This is a genomic window from Burkholderia pyrrocinia, assembly GCF_003330765.1.
Lineage (GTDB): Bacteria > Pseudomonadota > Gammaproteobacteria > Burkholderiales > Burkholderiaceae > Burkholderia > Burkholderia pyrrocinia_B.
In genome coordinates this window covers 1,262,393-1,278,936 of the sequence record NZ_CP024903.1, presented here as the reverse complement: position 1 = coordinate 1,278,936, position 16,544 = coordinate 1,262,393, and the positions used below count along the sequence as shown (strand labels likewise).

17 protein-coding genes and 1 pseudogene are annotated in these 16,544 nt (G+C 65.0%); 5 read left to right on the top strand and 13 right to left on the bottom strand.

Features of this window, described 5'->3' with window-relative positions; all coding sequences use genetic code 11:
* Positions 1–9 precede the first annotated feature (9 nt).
* Positions 10–390, bottom strand: a complete 381-nt coding sequence (locus CUJ89_RS23200) for a DUF4377 domain-containing protein (RefSeq protein ID WP_114179749.1) — start codon at positions 388–390, stop codon at positions 10–12.
* A 224-nt stretch (positions 391–614) separates the two neighbouring features.
* Between CUJ89_RS23200 and CUJ89_RS23195 the strand changes: the two genes are divergently transcribed.
* Positions 615–1,790, top strand: coding sequence for a helix-turn-helix transcriptional regulator (locus CUJ89_RS23195; RefSeq protein WP_114179748.1), 1,176 nt, complete (start codon positions 615–617; stop codon positions 1,788–1,790).
* A gap of 87 nt (positions 1,791–1,877) precedes the next feature.
* Here the strand turns inward: CUJ89_RS23195 and CUJ89_RS23190 are convergent, their stop codons facing one another.
* Positions 1,878–2,489: an OmpA family protein gene (locus CUJ89_RS23190; protein ID WP_114179747.1), complete on the bottom strand. Its 612-nt coding sequence runs from the start codon at positions 2,487–2,489 to the stop codon at positions 1,878–1,880.
* A 2-nt stretch (positions 2,490–2,491) separates the two neighbouring features.
* Positions 2,492–2,992, bottom strand: coding sequence for a hypothetical protein (locus tag CUJ89_RS23185; protein ID WP_236655062.1), 501 nt, complete (start codon positions 2,990–2,992; stop codon positions 2,492–2,494).
* A gap of 271 nt (positions 2,993–3,263) precedes the next feature.
* Here CUJ89_RS23185 and CUJ89_RS23180 point away from each other — a divergent pair, with 271 nt between their 5' ends.
* Positions 3,264–4,457, top strand: a complete 1,194-nt coding sequence (locus tag CUJ89_RS23180) for a tyrosine-type recombinase/integrase (protein WP_114181521.1) — start codon at positions 3,264–3,266, stop codon at positions 4,455–4,457.
* 61 nt (positions 4,458–4,518) lie between these two features.
* On the opposite strand, the gene CUJ89_RS38880 is transcribed toward CUJ89_RS23180, so the two are convergent.
* From CUJ89_RS38880 to CUJ89_RS23165, 4 genes are read right to left on the bottom strand one after another with little or no spacing between them, the layout of a single operon-like run.
* The gene (locus CUJ89_RS38880; RefSeq protein ID WP_265341774.1) at positions 4,519–4,653 is read right to left on the bottom strand and encodes a hypothetical protein; all 135 of its coding nucleotides are present in this window, start codon (positions 4,651–4,653) and stop codon (positions 4,519–4,521) included.
* Between the two features lie 16 nt (positions 4,654–4,669).
* A complete protein-coding gene (locus tag CUJ89_RS23175; RefSeq protein WP_114179746.1) occupies positions 4,670–4,888 on the bottom strand; it encodes a YXWGXW repeat-containing protein in 219 nt (72 codons plus the stop codon).
* A 58-nt stretch (positions 4,889–4,946) separates the two neighbouring features.
* Positions 4,947–6,104: a DUF1501 domain-containing protein gene (locus tag CUJ89_RS23170; protein WP_114179745.1), complete on the bottom strand. Its 1,158-nt coding sequence runs from the start codon at positions 6,102–6,104 to the stop codon at positions 4,947–4,949.
* Positions 6,105–6,106: 2 nt separating this feature from the next.
* Positions 6,107–7,501 carry a DUF1800 domain-containing protein gene (locus tag CUJ89_RS23165; protein ID WP_114179744.1) on the bottom strand — a complete coding sequence of 465 codons (1,395 nt, stop codon included), beginning with the start codon at positions 7,499–7,501 and terminating at the stop codon, positions 6,107–6,109.
* A gap of 342 nt (positions 7,502–7,843) precedes the next feature.
* Between CUJ89_RS23165 and CUJ89_RS38340 the strand changes: the two genes are divergently transcribed.
* Complete coding sequence (locus CUJ89_RS38340; RefSeq protein WP_201752388.1) at positions 7,844–8,002, top strand: hypothetical protein; 159 nt, start codon at positions 7,844–7,846, stop codon at positions 8,000–8,002.
* Positions 8,003–8,482: 480 nt separating this feature from the next.
* On the opposite strand, the gene CUJ89_RS23160 is transcribed toward CUJ89_RS38340, so the two are convergent.
* The 6 genes from CUJ89_RS23160 to CUJ89_RS23135 form a co-directional block, all read right to left on the bottom strand.
* Entirely contained in the window at positions 8,483–10,615 is a 2,133-nt protein-coding gene (locus tag CUJ89_RS23160; protein ID WP_114179743.1) for a UvrD-helicase domain-containing protein, read from the bottom strand.
* Positions 10,608–11,378 carry a hypothetical protein gene (locus tag CUJ89_RS23155; protein WP_152036657.1) on the bottom strand — a complete coding sequence of 257 codons (771 nt, stop codon included), beginning with the start codon at positions 11,376–11,378 and terminating at the stop codon, positions 10,608–10,610. Before CUJ89_RS23155 ends, CUJ89_RS23160 begins: the two co-directional genes overlap by 8 nt.
* A gap of 693 nt (positions 11,379–12,071) precedes the next feature.
* Complete coding sequence (locus CUJ89_RS23150) at positions 12,072–12,575, bottom strand: periplasmic heavy metal sensor (protein ID WP_114179741.1); 504 nt, start codon at positions 12,573–12,575, stop codon at positions 12,072–12,074.
* Positions 12,572–12,997 carry a hypothetical protein gene (locus CUJ89_RS23145; RefSeq protein WP_114179740.1) on the bottom strand — a complete coding sequence of 142 codons (426 nt, stop codon included), beginning with the start codon at positions 12,995–12,997 and terminating at the stop codon, positions 12,572–12,574. The genes CUJ89_RS23150 and CUJ89_RS23145 overlap by 4 nt, the downstream gene beginning before the upstream one ends.
* Positions 12,994–13,779, bottom strand: a complete 786-nt coding sequence (locus tag CUJ89_RS23140; RefSeq protein WP_114179739.1) for an RNA polymerase sigma factor — start codon at positions 13,777–13,779, stop codon at positions 12,994–12,996. Before CUJ89_RS23140 ends, CUJ89_RS23145 begins: the two co-directional genes overlap by 4 nt.
* Positions 13,780–14,005: 226 nt before the next feature.
* Positions 14,006–14,305: a YXWGXW repeat-containing protein gene (locus CUJ89_RS23135; protein WP_114181520.1), complete on the bottom strand. Its 300-nt coding sequence runs from the start codon at positions 14,303–14,305 to the stop codon at positions 14,006–14,008.
* A gap of 323 nt (positions 14,306–14,628) precedes the next feature.
* On the opposite strand from CUJ89_RS23135, the gene CUJ89_RS23130 reads away from it, so the two are divergent.
* Both CUJ89_RS23130 and CUJ89_RS23125 read left to right on the top strand, forming a co-directional pair.
* Complete coding sequence (locus CUJ89_RS23130; protein ID WP_114179738.1) at positions 14,629–16,314, top strand: purple acid phosphatase family protein; 1,686 nt, start codon at positions 14,629–14,631, stop codon at positions 16,312–16,314.
* Positions 16,315–16,419: 105 nt separating this feature from the next.
* Positions 16,420–16,518, top strand: a pseudogene (locus tag CUJ89_RS23125) (aldehyde dehydrogenase family protein); the annotation flags it as partial.
* Positions 16,519–16,544: the final 26 nt, after the last annotated feature.

The following is a 16,544-nucleotide window of genomic DNA, read 5'->3' as shown; positions in this document are numbered from 1 at the left end:
GCGCGGCCGTCAGTTCGCCTGGCGGCGCTCGACGACACGCTTGAGCACCCAGCGGATCGACGAACCGTCGGCCGGCGGCTGCGCGACGTGGTATTCGTCGACTTCGAGCGTATACAGATAACCGGGCTGGTACGCGAAACCCTCGATGCCCGCGTACCACAGGCTCCACGGCTCGCTGGGGCTGCTGCGCACCTGCAGGCATTCCATCGGCGCGACGCCCGTGCAGCGCGCGGATTGCGGCGCGACATAGACGGTCCTGGTCATCGGCCGGCCCTCGGCCGGGCGCGCTGCGTTCGGCGCCGTGGCGGCCGCGTCGGCCTGGCATCCGGCGAGGAGCGCGCTGCCGGCAATGATGGCCGCGCCGAGCAGCGTTCTGGATTGGCGAATCATCTGGGGTGCCTCTGGGAGCGTTGGAGGGCCAGTTAGACGACCGGTACGGCGAGAAAGTTCACAAATAGCTTACAGAAGGCGATCCGCCACCCTCATTCGGGCGATGTGGCACGCACGCCGACACGTTACCGTGTTCCGGTTCAGCCGCGCGCCTCGCCGCCGGCGGTCCGCACGTGCACGCCGGGCGCCTTGCGACCCGCCGGCCGCAACAGGAGACAACCCCAATGACCACGGCGCCCGCGGTCCTTCCGCCGCACCTTGCCCAATCGAAACTGACGCTCGAGCAGTTCGACGCGCTGCTTACGAAGATCTACGAAGGCCCGCTGGAAGACGTGCCGTGGGGCGGCGCGCTGGAGCAGATTCGCGCGCACCTGCACGCCAACTACGCGACGATGATCCTGCGCTGGCCCGCCAGCGGCCATGCGGGGCTGATGATCAATGCGTCCGACCACAGTGCGCCGCTGCCGGGTGTCGCGTCGTACAACAACTACTACTACGCGCTCGATCCGTTCGTAAACCTGCCGACCGATCGCGTCGTCACCGTCGACGAGCTGCTCGGCGTCGGCGTCTGGCGCAACAGCGCGATGTATGCGGAATTCCTGAAACCGCTCGACGTCGGCTATCTGATGGGTGCCGACCTGCGCACGCACGACGGCATCGAGTGCCGTTTCCGCGTGTGCCGTTCGCATCGCGGCGATGCGTTCTCGGCGACCGACAAGGCCGTCTGCAACGCGCTGCTGCCGCACCTGAAGCGCGCGGTGCGGCTGCACGCGAAGTTCGGGATGGTCGAATCCGAGCGCACGCTGTATGCGAGCACGATCGACCGCATGCTTGTCGGCACCGCGATTCTCGACGAGCGCGGCACGATCATGAAGACCAATTCCGTCGCGGATGAGATCTTCGCCGAATGCGACGGCCTGCGCGTGCGCGGCGGCACGCTCGAAGCGTCGTATCCGCTGGAGGACCGCAAGCTGCAGAAGCTGATCCGCCAGGTGCTCGCGGAACGCGCGGGCGGCGTGCCATCGGTCGTGCAGGCGATCGCGGTGCCGCGCCCGTCCGGCAAGCCGCGGCTCGGCGTGCTGATCCGCGCGGTCCCGCTCAGCGAATGGTCGGAGGACAATCCGCGCCGGCCGGCGTGCGCGGTGTTCATCCGCGATGCCGAACGCAAGTCGCAGGCGTCGCACGACATCGTGCGCAAGCTGTTCGACCTCACGCCAGCGGAAACCGCGCTGGCGCTCGCGCTCGTCAACGGGCAAACGCTCGAGGAAGCGGCCGACGAACTCGCGATCAGCAAGAACACCGCGCGCTCGCACCTGCGCGCGATCTTTTCGAAGACCGGCGTCACGCGGCAGGCAACGCTGGTGCGCACGCTGCTGAACAGCGTGCTGTCGCTGGGGTGATGCGTTCGTTGCGTGCGCATCACGCCCGATACCTTTGGACGTGTCGCGATACAGGACACGCTTCGGCATCGGGCTCGCCTTGCACGACTACTTCGCGCGTTTCGCGTCGTTCGGCAACACAAACTCGACACGGCGGTTCAGCGCACGGCCGTCCGGATTGTCCGCACCATTCTTGAGCGTATTGGACGCGACCGGCCGGCTATCCCCCAGCCCCTTGACCGACAGACGCGCCTTCTTCATGCCGTGCGACGTGAGCCAGTCGGCCACGGCATTCGCACGACGGAAAGACAGCGTCTTGTTATATGCGGCAGATCCTTTCGAATCGGTATGCCCCTCGATCACGATCGTCCCGGATGGAACGGACGCGGCGAGCCGCAAAATGTCGTCGAGTGTCGGCTCGGCAGACGGCCGGATGCTGGCCTTGTCGAAGTCGAACAGGATGTCGCCCAGCATCGCCACCCGCACCGTTGCCTTGTCCTCGCGCACGGACAGGCCGTCGTGCCGTGCCGCGAGCCCCGATGCCTTGGCCGACAGATCCGATACGGTGCTGTTCAGGTCGGACGAGAAGCCCTTCACGTCCAGCACGGTCGCCTTGAGATCCCGAATCTCGCGATGCGCCGGCGGTGCTTGCGCGAAGGCGCTGCCGACGGTGGTCGCCGACAGGATCAGCGCCAGAATCGATGTGATCGCTCCGGCCATGGTCAGCGATCGGTAATCTTGATGCCGTCGAGCGCCTCCACACCCGGAATCGCCAACGACACCTTGGTGACGTTCTTCGGCGGGGCAGGGAATCTTCCGTACCATGTGCCCGCGCTCGGCGAATCCTTCGATGTGCTAAGAACGACGCGGGGACTGGCCAGCGGCTGATTGTTGCTGTCGGTCAGCAGCAAGTGCTTCTTGTTGCCTGCGAGCACGTAGATGCCGTTCTCGTAGTCGCTCTTGCTGATCGAGCTATAGAGCACTTCCACCTTGTTTGCGACAAGCGGCTTGAACCGCAGCTTGATCGTCAGGATATCGCCTTCGCGGATCGCCTCGATTGCCTGCGCTTCAGCTACGCCGCTCGAAACGAGCCCGACAGCGAGCGGAGTAACGGAGGAAGCCCCCGCGGGCGTCTGTGCCGACGCGGTATCGGCAAGTGCCGCGGTTGCCAGGAGCGCACCTACGACGGTGCAAATGGTTGCTGCGTTTCTAATTGGTGTCACGGGAACCGTCCTTTTTTTAAGGTTATGGGTAGCGTGCGTCAATTACGAAACGAGTTCTCTCATTGCCATTCCGGCGCCGGAACCCTGACTGTGTCTCGGATTTGAATTTATGAATTTGTAGGGAGAATACACGTATTTAGTAAGGATCGACAACCAGCGTCAACGGACCCTGGTCCCGTTTCAACGTCGAAGCGCCGGCGTACGCCGCGTGACGATCGTGTACCATCGCCGCTTCCCGATACGCTTTGTCGCGCTGCGCGCCCCGCTTCGCATGACCTCACCCGTTCCGTCCGACACCGCGCTGCGCCCGCTGCCGATCGATGCGCTGACCGTGCCGGCCTCGCTCGACGGACGCGCGGGCACCAACCGCTCGGGCAGCGCGCATCCGCAGATCGCCGCGACCAACGATCTCGACGCCGTGCGCGCATGGCTCGCGCGCTTCGTCGATACGCCGACCACGTTCCAGAACTACCGCAAGGAAGCCGAGCGCCTGCTGCTGTGGGCCGTGATCGCATGCGGCAAGCCGCTGTCGTCGCTCACGCACGAGGATCTCGTCGTCTACCGGCAGTTCCTGCTCGCGCCCGCGCCGGCCGACCTGTGGTGCGCGAACGGCGGCCGCAAGCATCCGCGCGACGATCCGCGCTGGCGGCCGTTCTACGGGCCGCTGTCGGTGGCCAGCCAGCGGCAGGCGCTGGTGATCCTGAACGTGATGTTCTCGTGGCTCGTGCAGGCCGGCTATCTGGCCGGCAATCCGCTCGCGTTGTCGCGGCAGCGGCAGCGCCGGCCCGCACCGCGCGTCACGCGCCATCTCGGGCAACCGCTGTGGCAGTCGGTCAAGGACGCCATCGCGGCGATGCCGCGCGACGACGCGCGTGCGTGCTTCCATGCGGATCGCGCGCGCTGGCTGTTCACGCTGCTGTATCTCGGCGGGCTGCGCATCACCGAGGCGGCCGACACGACGATGGGCCAGTTCTTCAGCCGGCGCGATGCGAACGGACACGACCGCTGGTGGCTCGACGTGACGGGCAAAGGCGGCCGGCAGCGGCTCGTGCCGGCCACCGACGAGATGATGGCCGAACTGTCGCGCTACCGGCGCGCACACGGCCTGCCCGCGCTGCCGTCCGACCGCGAGCCCACGCCGCTCGTGCTGCCGGTCGGCCAGGCACGCAGGCCGCTCACGCGCGCGGCGCTGCACCGGATCGTGAAGCAGGTGTTCCGGCACGCGGCCGACCGGCTGCGCGCGAACGGCGCGGCCGGCGACGAACAGGCGCACGTGCTCGAACAGGCGTCCGCGCACTGGTTGCGCCACAGCGCGGGCTCGCACATGGCCGACGGTCGCGTCGACCTGCGGCTCGTGCGCGACAACCTCGGCCACGCGTCGCTCACGACGACGAGCCAGTATCTGCACGCGGACGACGACTGGCGGCATCGCGAGACGGAGGAGAAGCACCGGATCGGGTGGTAGACGCTCAGCGCGCCGCGGCGTGCCGCCGGTGTCGACATCGGCTTGCGCGTCGCACCGGCGCTCAGTGATCGAGTTCGAGCCCGCCGAGGCCACCGTTGCTGCGGCACTTCGCGCGGTCGCGCTGACGCGACAACGCCGGATTGCCGCAGATTTCGCGCTCCACGAACGTGGACACCTTCGCGCAGTCGAACCACACGGCACGTCTCGCCCGATCAATACACGGCCACCCAGTGCCCGGGCACCCACGCCCAGTGATTGCCGGCCCACCGGTAGTGCCCCTTCGCCCAGCGATAGCCGGGCGCCGGCGGCGGCGGCGCCACTTCGGCGACCGGCGCCGGCTGCGGCGGTCGCACGGGTTCGACCACGCAGGCGGACATCAGCACGGCACTCGCGCACACCAGCACGGCAAGCGAAACGGATCGGATCTTCATTGTCGATTCTCCCTGTTGTGTAATCGGTTGGCGGGGGCGAACGCGGCAACGCGCCGCGTCACGCGGCCCCGCGAATCAGGCCGGTCATCGGCCGCGTCACACCGCTTTCCGCGAACAGTGCGGATGCGGTGCGGCGGGGATCGAGCCGCAGACTTTCGGCAGCCGCGCCCGAGATCAGCGCGTCCAGCGACGCGGTCGGCTTCAGGTCGCGCCCTTCGTACAGGTCGCCCGGCCGCAGCCCCGGCCAGTCGGCGATCACGCGACCACCGGCGACCGCGCCGCCCGCGAGCATCGCGACCGACGCCTGTCCGTGATCGGTGCCGCCCGTGCCGTTCACGGCGGCCGTGCGGCCGAACTCGGTCGCAACCAGCACCGTGGTCTGCTGCCACGCGGGCCCGAGGCCGTCGCGCAGCGCGGCGAGCATCGTGTCGAGCGCTTTCAGCTGATTCGCGAGCCGTGCGTTCTGCGCGCTGTGCGTGTCCCAGCCGCCCGTCTCGATCATCGCGATCCGCGGGCCGTCGTCGCGTGCGAGGAACGTCGCGGCGAGTTTGCCGACGCCCGCCGGATCCTGCCGCGCATGCGCATCGCCGGCGAGGCCGCGCGCGGCCATCGCCGACTGCCACAACGGGCCGAGCTGCGCGTCGGCCTCGTAGAGCGCCGACACGCGCGCGAGCAGGTCGTCCGGCGCGGCCGGCAAACCGGACGGCGCATACGACGCGGCCTGCACGGTACCGCGCAACGCGAGCGGCACGGTCGGCGCGAACGCGATCGCGCTTTCGCGCGTCGCCGGCAGCAGCGCGGCGAGCCGGTTCAGCCACCCGTCCTTCACCTGGTACGGCGCGCGGCCGCCGGTCTCGAGCACGTTCTGGCCGTCGAAATGCGAGCGGTCGCGATACGGCGACGCGATCGCATGAACGAACAGCGCCTGCCCGTCGCGGTACAGCTGCGCGGTCTGCGCGAGCGACGGATGCAGCGCGAACGTGCCGTCGAGCCGCGTCGAGGCCGCCGTGTCGATCGCGAGCGCGCCGCGCAGCGACGCATACGCGGGTTCCGCATACGGGACGACGATGTTCAGGCCGTCGGCCGCACCGCGCTGGATCACGAACACGAAGCGCCGGTCGGTCTCGACATTCGCGAACACGATCCGCGGCGCGACAAGGATCGCGCCTGCGCCGGCAGCGGCAACGCTCAGGAATTGTCGGCGGGACAGTGCCATGGTCATCTCCGTTGGAAATCGGGCGATACGAGCAGCAGCGCGAGCGACGTGGTCGCGCTTTCGGCGCGCGACAGCGCGATCGCGGTCGGCGCGCTCATCGAACCGGCGAGCAGCGTGTTGCCGAGCGTGCGCGGGTCGAGCCGGTCGCCCGTGCGCGCGGCCAGGCGCTGCGCGATCTCGACGCGGCGCACGAGCGCGTCGGGCGCGGCCCAGCTCGCGGCGACGTCGTCATAGCCGGCCGGCGAGCCCGGCCGCCACACCGGCTGGCCGAGCTGCGCGAGCAGCGGCGCGGCCTTCAGGTCGCCGGTGTCGCGCCAACCGAGCCCGCGCAGCGACGACACGGCCCACTCCCATGGCGTCTTGAACTTGCGGTTGACCGGCGACCACGCATCGGGCGCATCGACGAGCGCGCGATAGACGGTCGGCAGGTCGCCGCCGCTGTCGTCGAACGCGCGGGCCAGCCGGTCGGTCAGCGCGGGCGGCGGATTGTCGGCGACGAAATGTCGGGCGAGCTGAAACGCGATGTGCCGACCGGTCGCATCCGAATGCGCGAGGTCGTGCAGGATCGCGCGCGCCTGCACTTCGCCCGGCTGATCGTAGGTGCGCCCCATCACCCTGCGCGTGCCCGGCTCGTGCAGCTTCGGGCGGAACACGAATGCACCGGGCGCGGCGTCGCCCGGCTGCGGCCCGCGTCCGCCGGCGATGCTCCAGCCGGTCAGCGCGCGTGCGAATTCCGTCACGTCGGCTTGCGTGTAGCCCGTGCGCACGCCGAGCGTGTGCAGCTCCATGATTTCGCGCGCGAGGTTCTCGTTGAGCCCGCGCTTCGCTGACGGGTTGCGCGCTTCAGCGCGCAGCGCGGCCGGGCTGTCGGGGCCGACCGAGCGCGCCTGGTCGAGAAAGACCTGCATCGCCGGATGCTGTTCGACGGCGACGAGCATGTCCTCGAAGCGGCCGAGCACGTGCGGGCGGATCGCATCGCGTTCGAACGCGCCCGCGTATGCGGCCACCTGCCCCTTGTCGACCGATACCGCGAAATGGTTCGCCCAGAAATGCACGAGACGCTCGACGAACGGCGCGGGCGTGTTCAGCGCGCTGTTCAGCCGTGCGGCGACGGCGCTGCGATACGCGTCGTAGCCGTCGCGCCGGATCGACTGCGCGGTCGCGCGTTTCGCGGCCGCGTCGTCGCCGGTCATCGCGTTGCGCGCGTTCGCGAAGCGCGTCGCAAGCGCCACCGCGTCCGGTTCGCCGGCCCACGCGGCAGGCCGCGCGTCGTAACGGTCGAATTGCGCGACGAGCGCCGCCTTCGGGTCGGCAGGCACCGCTTCGTCGGCGCGCGCGCCGAGACCGAAGCGGTTCAGCGCGATGGCGGCCGGCGTGGCGTCGTTCGGGTGGTCCATGACAGGCTCTCTTGCGATGCGTACCCACGTTTAACGCGAGCGCACCGGGAAATCCGTCGCGAGGATGGCAAATATTTTTTGGATCGCGGATTTCCTGGGAAGGCGCTTGCCGACCCGGAGCGGTCTTTTAGCATCTCGAAGCGTGAACGGCTCTTCACAAAGCGAAGCGGACCATCGGCGGGTGAAGTCCACGGACAAGCTATTGGCCTGAGTGGTCATGCACACTTCAACGTCGGTATGCCGGCTCTTCGCCTCAGACCAGCCGGTCGCAGGGGGTACTTGTCCCGGTCATCAGGCGAACTAGACTTAGGGCGAGTATGGCTGCCTCCCCGGGGAGAAACCATGAAACACGTGATGAAGGGTTTCCTGCTTGCCGTTGCCCTACTGACAGTGGTTGGCGGCACCGTCGGCACCTATGCGATCCTCTCCGCACCGTCGGCTCATGCTGAGCCGTGCGGTGGCCGTGGGTATCCGCAGGACAGTGGCGGCAATCCGCCCTAACCCAAGTACGGAGCGCGCCTCAGCACCACCGAGTGGGGCAAAAGTGGCGGACTAGGCGCAGCGATGGTCCGATGTCTGGTGCGGATTCAACCGGTCAAATGCCCATCACGGCGCGCGAGCGAATGGCAGGAGATGGCCGACCCAGTCCGACACCGAATCGCCTATGTAGCCGCCGTTGATCGTTCTGCATCCGGCAGAAGTCGACCCTGAGGCGACAGTCGCGATTTCCGACAAGCGACACTCAATTCTCCAAGAAGCGGTCATATGCCACGCGATCTGGGCAACGGTTCGGCGCGTGAAGCGACACAAGCCACTGGTCAGCGCGACGAGAATGACAAAGCCAATCAGCAATCAGGTATAACGGCCTAACCGATGGTTGAGGGCCGGTCTCAGCATGATGAGGCGCTTGCTGAGACCGGCGCGCTGCTTGGAGGAGTGTCAAACCTGCGGCGTCGATCTGCCTCGCAGGCGTTACGCACCCTAGTCAATTTGCTGGATCAAGGCGTTCTCCTTCGCGTCTCGGAGGACTTGAGGCACATAGCCTGCGCACACGACGTTAAGGGACTTTGTTGCGCGGCTACACGCGAGATAGACCGCCGTTAGCTCCCTCAGCCTTCCGAAAGCCGTCTGTGCGGACTGAAGGCCCGTCGCAACGACGATGACGTGACTAAATTGCGTCCCTCCGATGAACTGCCATGGTGCAACAATCACAGAGCGCTTGCGATAGGCAAGTTGCTCGACGTCATCAAAACTTGCCAAACGCGTGGCCGCTATCTTTTTAGCGTCTAGGCGACCGCAAATCTCTTCGTCCACATCACCAAGCGTTGCCACACAAATTCGATTGTTTGAGGAACCGGCACTCGACAGTTGTTCAATCAGCTTGACTGCCAAATCCACTGATTTATGGTCACCCTCACATAGATGCAACCGCGGGGCATCAGAGTCGTTCGATTTTGCTGTGTCAATCTTTAACGGCAATGAATTGAGTGGAAATTTTTGATAAATAAATCTTATTAAATCAAATATCTTTTTATCGAATCGATGCACAGTCTCCAGATAAACAGAAGTTTGACCTCCTAGCAAACCGCGACTGGAATGGAGGCTGGAGAAAACCCCCTGCGACGGATCTTCCGCCGTTACAAATGGAACGCCTTTTCGTGATCGCCCCAAAAGCTCCAATGCCGCGCGCTCTTGCGAATCGAATAATTGAAGCTCATCCACCAAGATGTAGTCGTACCCATCCGTTTCCTTTCGCATCCTCCACGTGAAGGTCTCAAGAACTCTGATCGAATCCAAAACGAACTGATCTGTCGTTATGGAAGAGCGATCTACAAGGGCACGAATAAACTCTCTATATACTCCAATTACAAAAACTCTATCTGCGAAAGCAACAAACGGCGGCATCCAATCTTCGCGTACGCCCTTCAAGTAGCTACGAACCGATTCCGGGTCGTCGAGAGCAACCGCCGAGGCAGTCAGCACGCCAGAGATCTCTTCGTAGATATTAAACAACAACTCCAATCTTGCCTTACTGTTTTCCGGCGCAGCCAATCCATCCTCAATCCACTTTGAGACATTCTTTGCCTCGATACGCCCCGCAGAAACGATGTCCTTTATAATGTCTATTGCCTTTATTCGCCCGCTTGTCGAGTCATCTCCGATTACCTCAATTCGCTGTTGACCGATATTTCCTGCATGCATCTGTAGCAACGAGAGCAGCGGAAATACCGTTATCCCTTCGACTGCGACTCCACCGTTGAGAATGGCGAGCACACCATCGATGCGTTCGGCCATCGCCCAACTGTGAGTCGCGATGAGGACTCGCTTTCCCGTCGACTGCACATCCACGTTACGTGCAATTTGTACAGCACGCAGGCAGAGCGCGAGCGTTTTACCTGACCCTGCCGGTCCAACAATTCGAACCGACGCATTAAGCTGCTGATCGAGAACCTTTTTCTGTGATTCTGAGAGGAACGTCGTCCATTCTTCATACGTACGGTTCCTCACTACGGATCCGCTTCCGATCGCTTGAAGGTCCACTTCCTCCGCCAGAACGCTCCGCCTCGTGCTTTCGTTGGAGGAGGGCACTTCGATGGCAGCAAGTTTCTCGATGGCAGTGGTAAATTCAGCAGGCCATGGTTTCGGGCGAAAATCCACTAAGTCCACCTGCGAAGATCGAGAACTCAGATCTTCGAATCTGATGCAGCGGTTTTCTCCGTCCGCTTCCGCGATCCATCGGTAGTCAGACGCGCTTTTGGGCAGCGCAAAAAATGCAATGAGGTTCTTGTGATGATACTCGGACCATTGGCGCGGCAAATGAATGGGCGGATTCTTCAACCCCTTAACAACACGCGCGATTCGTCTGTAAGCGTCCATGCGGTCGCCAGTCGCTTCGCCCAAAAGCGTATGCAGGGCGACTATATCGATCAGCGCCGAATATGAATTCTCAGTGTCGGACGCAGTGAAAAAGCCGCAAATAGTATCTCCGAGCGCAGCGGAAGCGATCCCTACGGTCACGTCGACCTTTGGCATACCGTCTTCGTCCTTGACGTTATGTATTAGCATCAAGTCCAGCGCGGCCTCGGTAATCAAAATTTGGGAAAAATTATTCATTGCCAATCACCCCATCAATGTCTTCTTTGAAGTTTCTCTGAATATCCGGCAGACCGATATCCGAGAATACCTGCGCCATGATTTGAGTAAGTCGATAGCGAAAAGGTGAATCCAGCCTCGCAACACGCTCGCCCGGATTATTTTTCACATCCGACGTCTTAATTGCAATTTTACCCAAGGGAATCTGCCAAATATGCCTGACCCAGGCGATATCACCCTCGACACCGAGCCTACTGGGGCTAGGTAAAATCATAATATCGCCCTTACCTTTTAGCTGGGATTCGAGAGCCGAAGCACCCTTTTCACCACCTTTTATGGCAATCATCAAAGCCTTATAATTCGACCACGTTAGAACCTCAAGCTGATTCAAAATAAAATCCGCCGCTATCTTTTTTATTTCGTCGGGGCCGACCTTCTCTTGGGTCTCGACTTTGTCGCGCAACTCCGCCGCCGCAAAATTCTCGTCGTCACGAAATTCGATCGAAAATTCATCGCATACATAGCGGAATATGTTTGCACGCTGCTTCTCACACGCCTCAATAAGCAGGTAGCGCTCCAAAATCACTCTTACAGGAACCACTGGTACCAGTGTAATGAGAAGACCATGCTTGCGCTTTTCGAGATCACAATCCGCAGTAACAACCAAGCCTGCTTTCCGGAGAGGATTCTCTTCCGCCGCGAACACTATCAAGTCGCCCTGATTAAGATTTTGCCCCGGCTTGACCTTTTCGTCGAGAATCCAACCAATAATTTCTTCCGCCATTCGCTCCATCCTTTTCTTTTATTGACGAAATGACGTTTTCCGTTCGCTTCAAAATAAGCCTCAGATCACGACACCCGCGGAAATTCGGCCCTTCACTTCCTCACAAGACAAGAGACTCTCCACAGAGTCAGATGGATAATACTTTGAAGAACGAAAATGAACACCCCTTCAGCCTACATAAACATACGACGTACACCGTTTCGTTCAGCACAGCGATCAGGACGAGGTGCTTGGGAACTTCGTTGCCCAAGAGGGACACTCGAACTTGCCCGTCCTGAGAATCCGTGAGCCGATAAATCGCCCTTTCCACCCAATTTGAGGGCGCTCATAGGGTATCACTGGTGAAAGCCACCTGACGGGGCTACGCAGCGTCTTGAAAGCAAGGGTGGCGTTATCAAGGAGGACTGTTCCGGTTGACTCGCCCGGCCCGCCCCGACGATCTTGATCTTTTGTTCGACAGTCCGTTCATGGCCGACTACGGCCTGTCCGCAAGTGGTCTCCCCGGAAATCCGCGAAGATCCAATATTTTTTTGATCGGGGAAACGCGGGGCAGGACGATCGGCGAGGGTCAAGCACGGCGACGACGCACGTCATCGACACGCAACGGCCCCGCGATTGGTCCGGCGCACGCATTGCGCGTGACCGAAGGCGAGTGTCGGCGACACGCGTACCGCGTGTCGCCCCGCCCGATGCTTACTGGCTCGCCGGCGCGTCCGGCTTCTTCTGCAGCTTCGGCGGCAAACGCCAGTTGCCGCTGTGCTGCAATCCGTCGACGAACTTCGCGCGCTCTTCGGGCGTCAGCGTCGCCGCGAAATCGACGACGCTGCGCTCGACCTGCGCACGCATCGCCGTGTCGGCCGCGCGCGTACGGTCGAGCGCGGCGTCGATCGCCGCGCGATCGAGTTGCGGCGCGGCAAGCAGGTCCAGCACGGTGATCCGGCCGTCACGCCCTTCCCGCGCAAAATCGCGGCCGTCCTTGCGCGCCGCCTTCAGCGCGGCGGCAAACTCGCGCTGGCGCGCATCGGGCAATTCGTCCGCCGCGAAACGCAACGCGGTGCGCTGCGCGGGCGCGCCCGCCGCGTGCAGGTCGCCATGCGTCGAGAACCACTGATACGCGCCGCCGCCGATCGCGCCGAGCATGAACACGTTCAGCACGACCGAGCCAACGAGGATGAATTTCCAGCCGCGTTCACTCATTGCTCACTCCAGTCGACGCTCGGGCCACCGAACGTCGTCGTCAGATAGCCCGGTTCGTACTGCGACGGCGGCGCGCTGCCGAGCATCAGTATCGACACGGCCACCGCGCCCGCGAGCGCGCCGGCGAGGCCAACGCCCGCGAACGCCGCGCCCGACCACCACACGGTACCGCGCCGGCGCGCGCGTTGCGGCGCCGGCGCGGGCGCCGTCGCGACGATGCGCTCGACGAGCGCCGGTGCGGGCGGCGCGACCATGTCGTACGCGAGCCATGCATCGAGGTCAGCGGCATCGTCCAGTGCCAGCAGCGCGTCGCGCGGGTTCGCGCGCGCCCACGCCTCGGCGGCCGCGCGCTCGCCGTCCGGCCAGCGCCGCGCGTCCGAGCCGTACGCGGCGACGATGGTACGAAATCGTTCGGGTGTCATCGCTTGTCCTCGCTAGGTGGGTCGCCGGCCAGTTGCGCGCGCAGGTTGCGCCGCGCCCGCGCGAGCAGGCTTTCCAGCGCATCGACGGTGATGCCCATCAGGTTGGCCGCTTCCACATTCGACATGTCCTGATAGTACTGGAGCACGAGCGCTTCCCGCTGCCGGGGCGGCAACGCGGCAAGCGCCTGCCGCACGCGCGCATCGCGCGAGCGCAGTTCCGCTTGCGCGGCCGGCTCCGGCTGCGTGTCCGGCACGTCGGGCAACGTATCGACGGGCTCCTCGCGCCGGCCGCGCAGCCGGTCGTAGCACAGGTTCAGCACGACGCGATGCAGCCACGTGTCGAAGCGCGCCTCGCCTTCGCGCCAGCGCGGCGCCTGGTTCCAGATTCGCAAGAACGTCTCCTGCGCGACGTCCTCGGCTTCGTTCCGGTCGCCGAGCATGCGCGTCGCCAATGCGAGCAGCCGCGGCAGCTTGCGCGCGACGAGCACGCGCACCGCCGACGAGTCGCGCGCGCCGACGCGCGCAACGAGTTCCGCGTCCGGATCGCGGTCGCCGCGATCGCTCAACGCCGCCTGCTCCGCAGCGAGGCGCGTGTGCGCCGCGGTGTGTCGGCAGGTGTGCCCGCCGCCCGGCTGAAGCTCATCGTCGTGCTCTCCTTGCATGCGTCGGGTCATCACCGGACGGCGCCACGCCGACCGTTCGACGGCGCCGTGCGCAACGCGCCCGGCGTCGCATACGGCGTCGGCCAGGTCCGTATCAACGACATCCGGTTCGCGCGACATATCGATCCTGTCGGCCGGACGCGCGACCGTCGGCCGGCGCGCTCAATATACGACGACCGGCGCCGGCCGGTAATACGCCGGACGCGCCGGCACCACGACGCAGCCGGCCAGCACGATGGCGGCCGCCGCCAGTATCACGATGGTTCGAAAAGGCATGGCTTCGACTCATGACGTTGCGTGAAGGGTCCGCCGCGCCGGCACCGCGTGCCGCGCGGCGGCGTGCGCGTCAGGCCCAGTGGCCCGGCACCCAGCGCCAGGCCGGGCCGCGCGCGGCCCAGTGCCCGGGCACCCAGTGGTAACCGACGCGAACCACTTGCCAGTGCCCCGGGATCCATACGTAGCGGCCCTGCCGCCAGTGCCAGTGGCCCTGGTCCCACACATAGCCCGCGCGCGGCGCCGGCATCACTTCGACGCGCGGCGCCGGCGGCGCGTAAGGCGCGACGATGACGGCCTGCGCGAATGCGGCGGACGCCGCCAGCGCGGCCACGCATCCGGCGGCAAACCGCAATAGAACAGAAAGTTTCATGAAAGACTCCGAGGTAACGGGCATCGACCGGAAGTGGCCGTTCATGCGTTAAACGGCGCGGGCGTAAAAAATCCGTCGCAGTACCGGCAAATAAATTTCGGTCGGGCCGAACGCGCTTCGGAGCGGGCTGGATGCCGCGATGCGCAAGCCCGCGCATGTCCCGCCGCTCACGCAGGGTTGCCGTGCTGTCACAACCCGGCAAAACTGCCCTTCGACAATGCGTGTCACCGGGATCCCGCTCGTTTCCGGCCCACGCCCCGGCCGCGCTCGCGCAAGGCCTGGCGGTTCCACATCTCGCGTCTCCATCAACGAAAACCACGACCATGTCGAACCAGGACAATCTCCCTGACCTGCCGAACGAGCCCGCCGCGTCCGTATCGCGTCGCGGCTTCCTGAAACTCGCCGGCGTGTCCGGCCTCGCCACCGCCGCCGGCGGCCTCGCGGCCGCCCGGGCCGCCGCGTCGAATCCGGACGGCACGCCCGAACAGGTCCACCTGACGTGGGGCAACGACCCGACGTCCGAGGTCGTGATCTCGTGGGCATCGCTCGCGCCGGCCGTCAATCCGCGCGCACGCATCGTCGCCGACGGCGAGCCGCCGCGCACCGTGCACGGCGTACAGCGCCTGTACACGGACGGCCTGAACGGCGAGACCGTGTTCGCCTACCACGCGCACGTGCACGGGCTGAAGCCGAATACGCACTATCGCTACGAACTCACGGCCGACAACGACAGCAACGCCGCGCAACCGTTCTCCGCGAATTTCTCGACCGCGCCGCGCGGCCGTGCGCCGTTCCGCTTCACCAGCTACGGCGATCTCGCGACGCCGAACGGCGCATGGGTGCTGTCGTCGCCGCAGAGCCGCTTTGCGGTGCAGGCCGTCGAGCAGTTCCAGCCGCTGTTCCACCTGCTGAACGGCGACCTCTGCTACGCGAACCTGAACCCCGCGCACCAGCCCGAGGTGTGGCGCGACTTCGGCAACAACAACCAGACGTCGGCCGCGAATCGTCCGTGGATGCCATGCCCCGGCAATCACGAGATCGAGTTCAACAACGGCCCGCAGGGGCTCGACTCGTATCTCGCGCGCTATACGCTGCCGGAGAACGGCACGCATTTCCCGGGCCGCTGGTACAGCTTCCGCGTGAGCTCGGTGCTGTTCGTGTCGCTCGACGCCGACGACGTCGTGTACCAGGACGCCGCCGCGTTCGTCGGCGGCCCCGCTCCGCTCGTGCCGGCCGCGAGCACCGGCCGCCCGCCGATCGAACCCGGCACGTCGTTCTACGTGCGCGGCTACAGCAACGGCGAGCAGACGCGCTGGCTCGAACACACGCTGCGTCACGCCGCACATGACGACGACATCGACTGGATCGTCGTGCAGATGCACCAGGACGCGCTCAGTTCGTCGAAGACGGGCAACGGTTCCGATAAAGGCATCCGCGAGGCATGGCTGCCGCTGTTCGACCGGTACGGTGTCGACCTCGTGCTGTGCGGCCACGATCACGACTACGAGCGCAGCTACCCGGTGCGCGGCTGCAATCACCGCGCGGGCGTCGACGCGTCGACCGGCGAAACCGTCGAGACGCTGCAGCCGCGTCCGGTCGGATCGAACGACCCGGACCGCATGAAGTTCGACACGAGCCACGGCACGATCCACCTGATCCTCGGCGGCGGCGGCACCAGCGCGCCGCTCGACGTGTACGGCGAGAATCCGGCGACCGGCTATGCGCGGGCGAAGGTGTTCACGAAGCCGAACCGGCCGGTGCCGGGCACGGCGCCGAACACGTTCGTGCGCCAGCCGGCCGATGCGCTCGAGGATGCGATCTGGTCCGCGCGCCGCGATACGGGCACCGGGTACGGGATTGCCGTGTTCGACCACGACCCGGGCAAGCCGGGCGGTCACACGACGATCACGATGCGGTACTACCACGCGCCGGGCGCCGACCAGCACCCGACCGCAGAGTACGAACTGTTCGAGACGATTGAGCTGAGCAAGCAGCGGCACGCGCGCTGATTGGGTAGGCGCCCGCTGCGGCGGGCGCCTGTTGCTTCGTCCGCACGGCTCGTTGCGTGCACTACGTTACGGGGCGATCAGGATGCCGCGGTTCGCGAAGTATCGATCGGCCCGTCGCTCGCGGCGGGCGGCTCCATCGTCGTGAAGCCGGCGAAGGAAACCACGCTCACTGCGCTGCGGGTGGCGGAACTCGCGCACGAAGCCGACGCAGTGCCAAGGCGACGCCCGTC

Excerpts from the sequence above, each read along its gene's own strand:
- CUJ89_RS23200 (WP_114179749.1), bottom strand. The coding sequence starts at position 390 with ATGATTCGCCAATCCAGAACGCTGCTCGGCGCGGCCATCATTGCCGGC.
- CUJ89_RS23195 (WP_114179748.1), top strand. The coding sequence starts at position 615 with ATGACCACGGCGCCCGCGGTCCTTCCGCCGCACCTTGCCCAATCGAAA.
- CUJ89_RS23190 (WP_114179747.1), bottom strand. The coding sequence starts at position 2,489 with ATGGCCGGAGCGATCACATCGATTCTGGCGCTGATCCTGTCGGCGACC.
- CUJ89_RS23180 (WP_114181521.1), top strand. The coding sequence starts at position 3,264 with ATGACCTCACCCGTTCCGTCCGACACCGCGCTGCGCCCGCTGCCGATC.
- CUJ89_RS23175 (WP_114179746.1), bottom strand. The coding sequence starts at position 4,888 with ATGAAGATCCGATCCGTTTCGCTTGCCGTGCTGGTGTGCGCGAGTGCC.
- CUJ89_RS23170 (WP_114179745.1), bottom strand. The coding sequence starts at position 6,104 with ATGGCACTGTCCCGCCGACAATTCCTGAGCGTTGCCGCTGCCGGCGCA.
- CUJ89_RS23165 (WP_114179744.1), bottom strand. The coding sequence starts at position 7,501 with ATGGACCACCCGAACGACGCCACGCCGGCCGCCATCGCGCTGAACCGC.
- CUJ89_RS38340 (WP_201752388.1), top strand. The coding sequence starts at position 7,844 with ATGAAACACGTGATGAAGGGTTTCCTGCTTGCCGTTGCCCTACTGACA.
- CUJ89_RS23160 (WP_114179743.1), bottom strand. The coding sequence starts at position 10,615 with ATGAATAATTTTTCCCAAATTTTGATTACCGAGGCCGCGCTGGACTTG.
- CUJ89_RS23155 (WP_152036657.1), bottom strand. The coding sequence starts at position 11,378 with ATGGCGGAAGAAATTATTGGTTGGATTCTCGACGAAAAGGTCAAGCCG.
- CUJ89_RS23150 (WP_114179741.1), bottom strand. The coding sequence starts at position 12,575 with ATGAGTGAACGCGGCTGGAAATTCATCCTCGTTGGCTCGGTCGTGCTG.
- CUJ89_RS23145 (WP_114179740.1), bottom strand. The coding sequence starts at position 12,997 with ATGACACCCGAACGATTTCGTACCATCGTCGCCGCGTACGGCTCGGAC.
- CUJ89_RS23140 (WP_114179739.1), bottom strand. The coding sequence starts at position 13,779 with ATGTCGCGCGAACCGGATGTCGTTGATACGGACCTGGCCGACGCCGTA.
- CUJ89_RS23135 (WP_114181520.1), bottom strand. The coding sequence starts at position 14,305 with ATGAAACTTTCTGTTCTATTGCGGTTTGCCGCCGGATGCGTGGCCGCG.
- CUJ89_RS23130 (WP_114179738.1), top strand. The coding sequence starts at position 14,629 with ATGTCGAACCAGGACAATCTCCCTGACCTGCCGAACGAGCCCGCCGCG.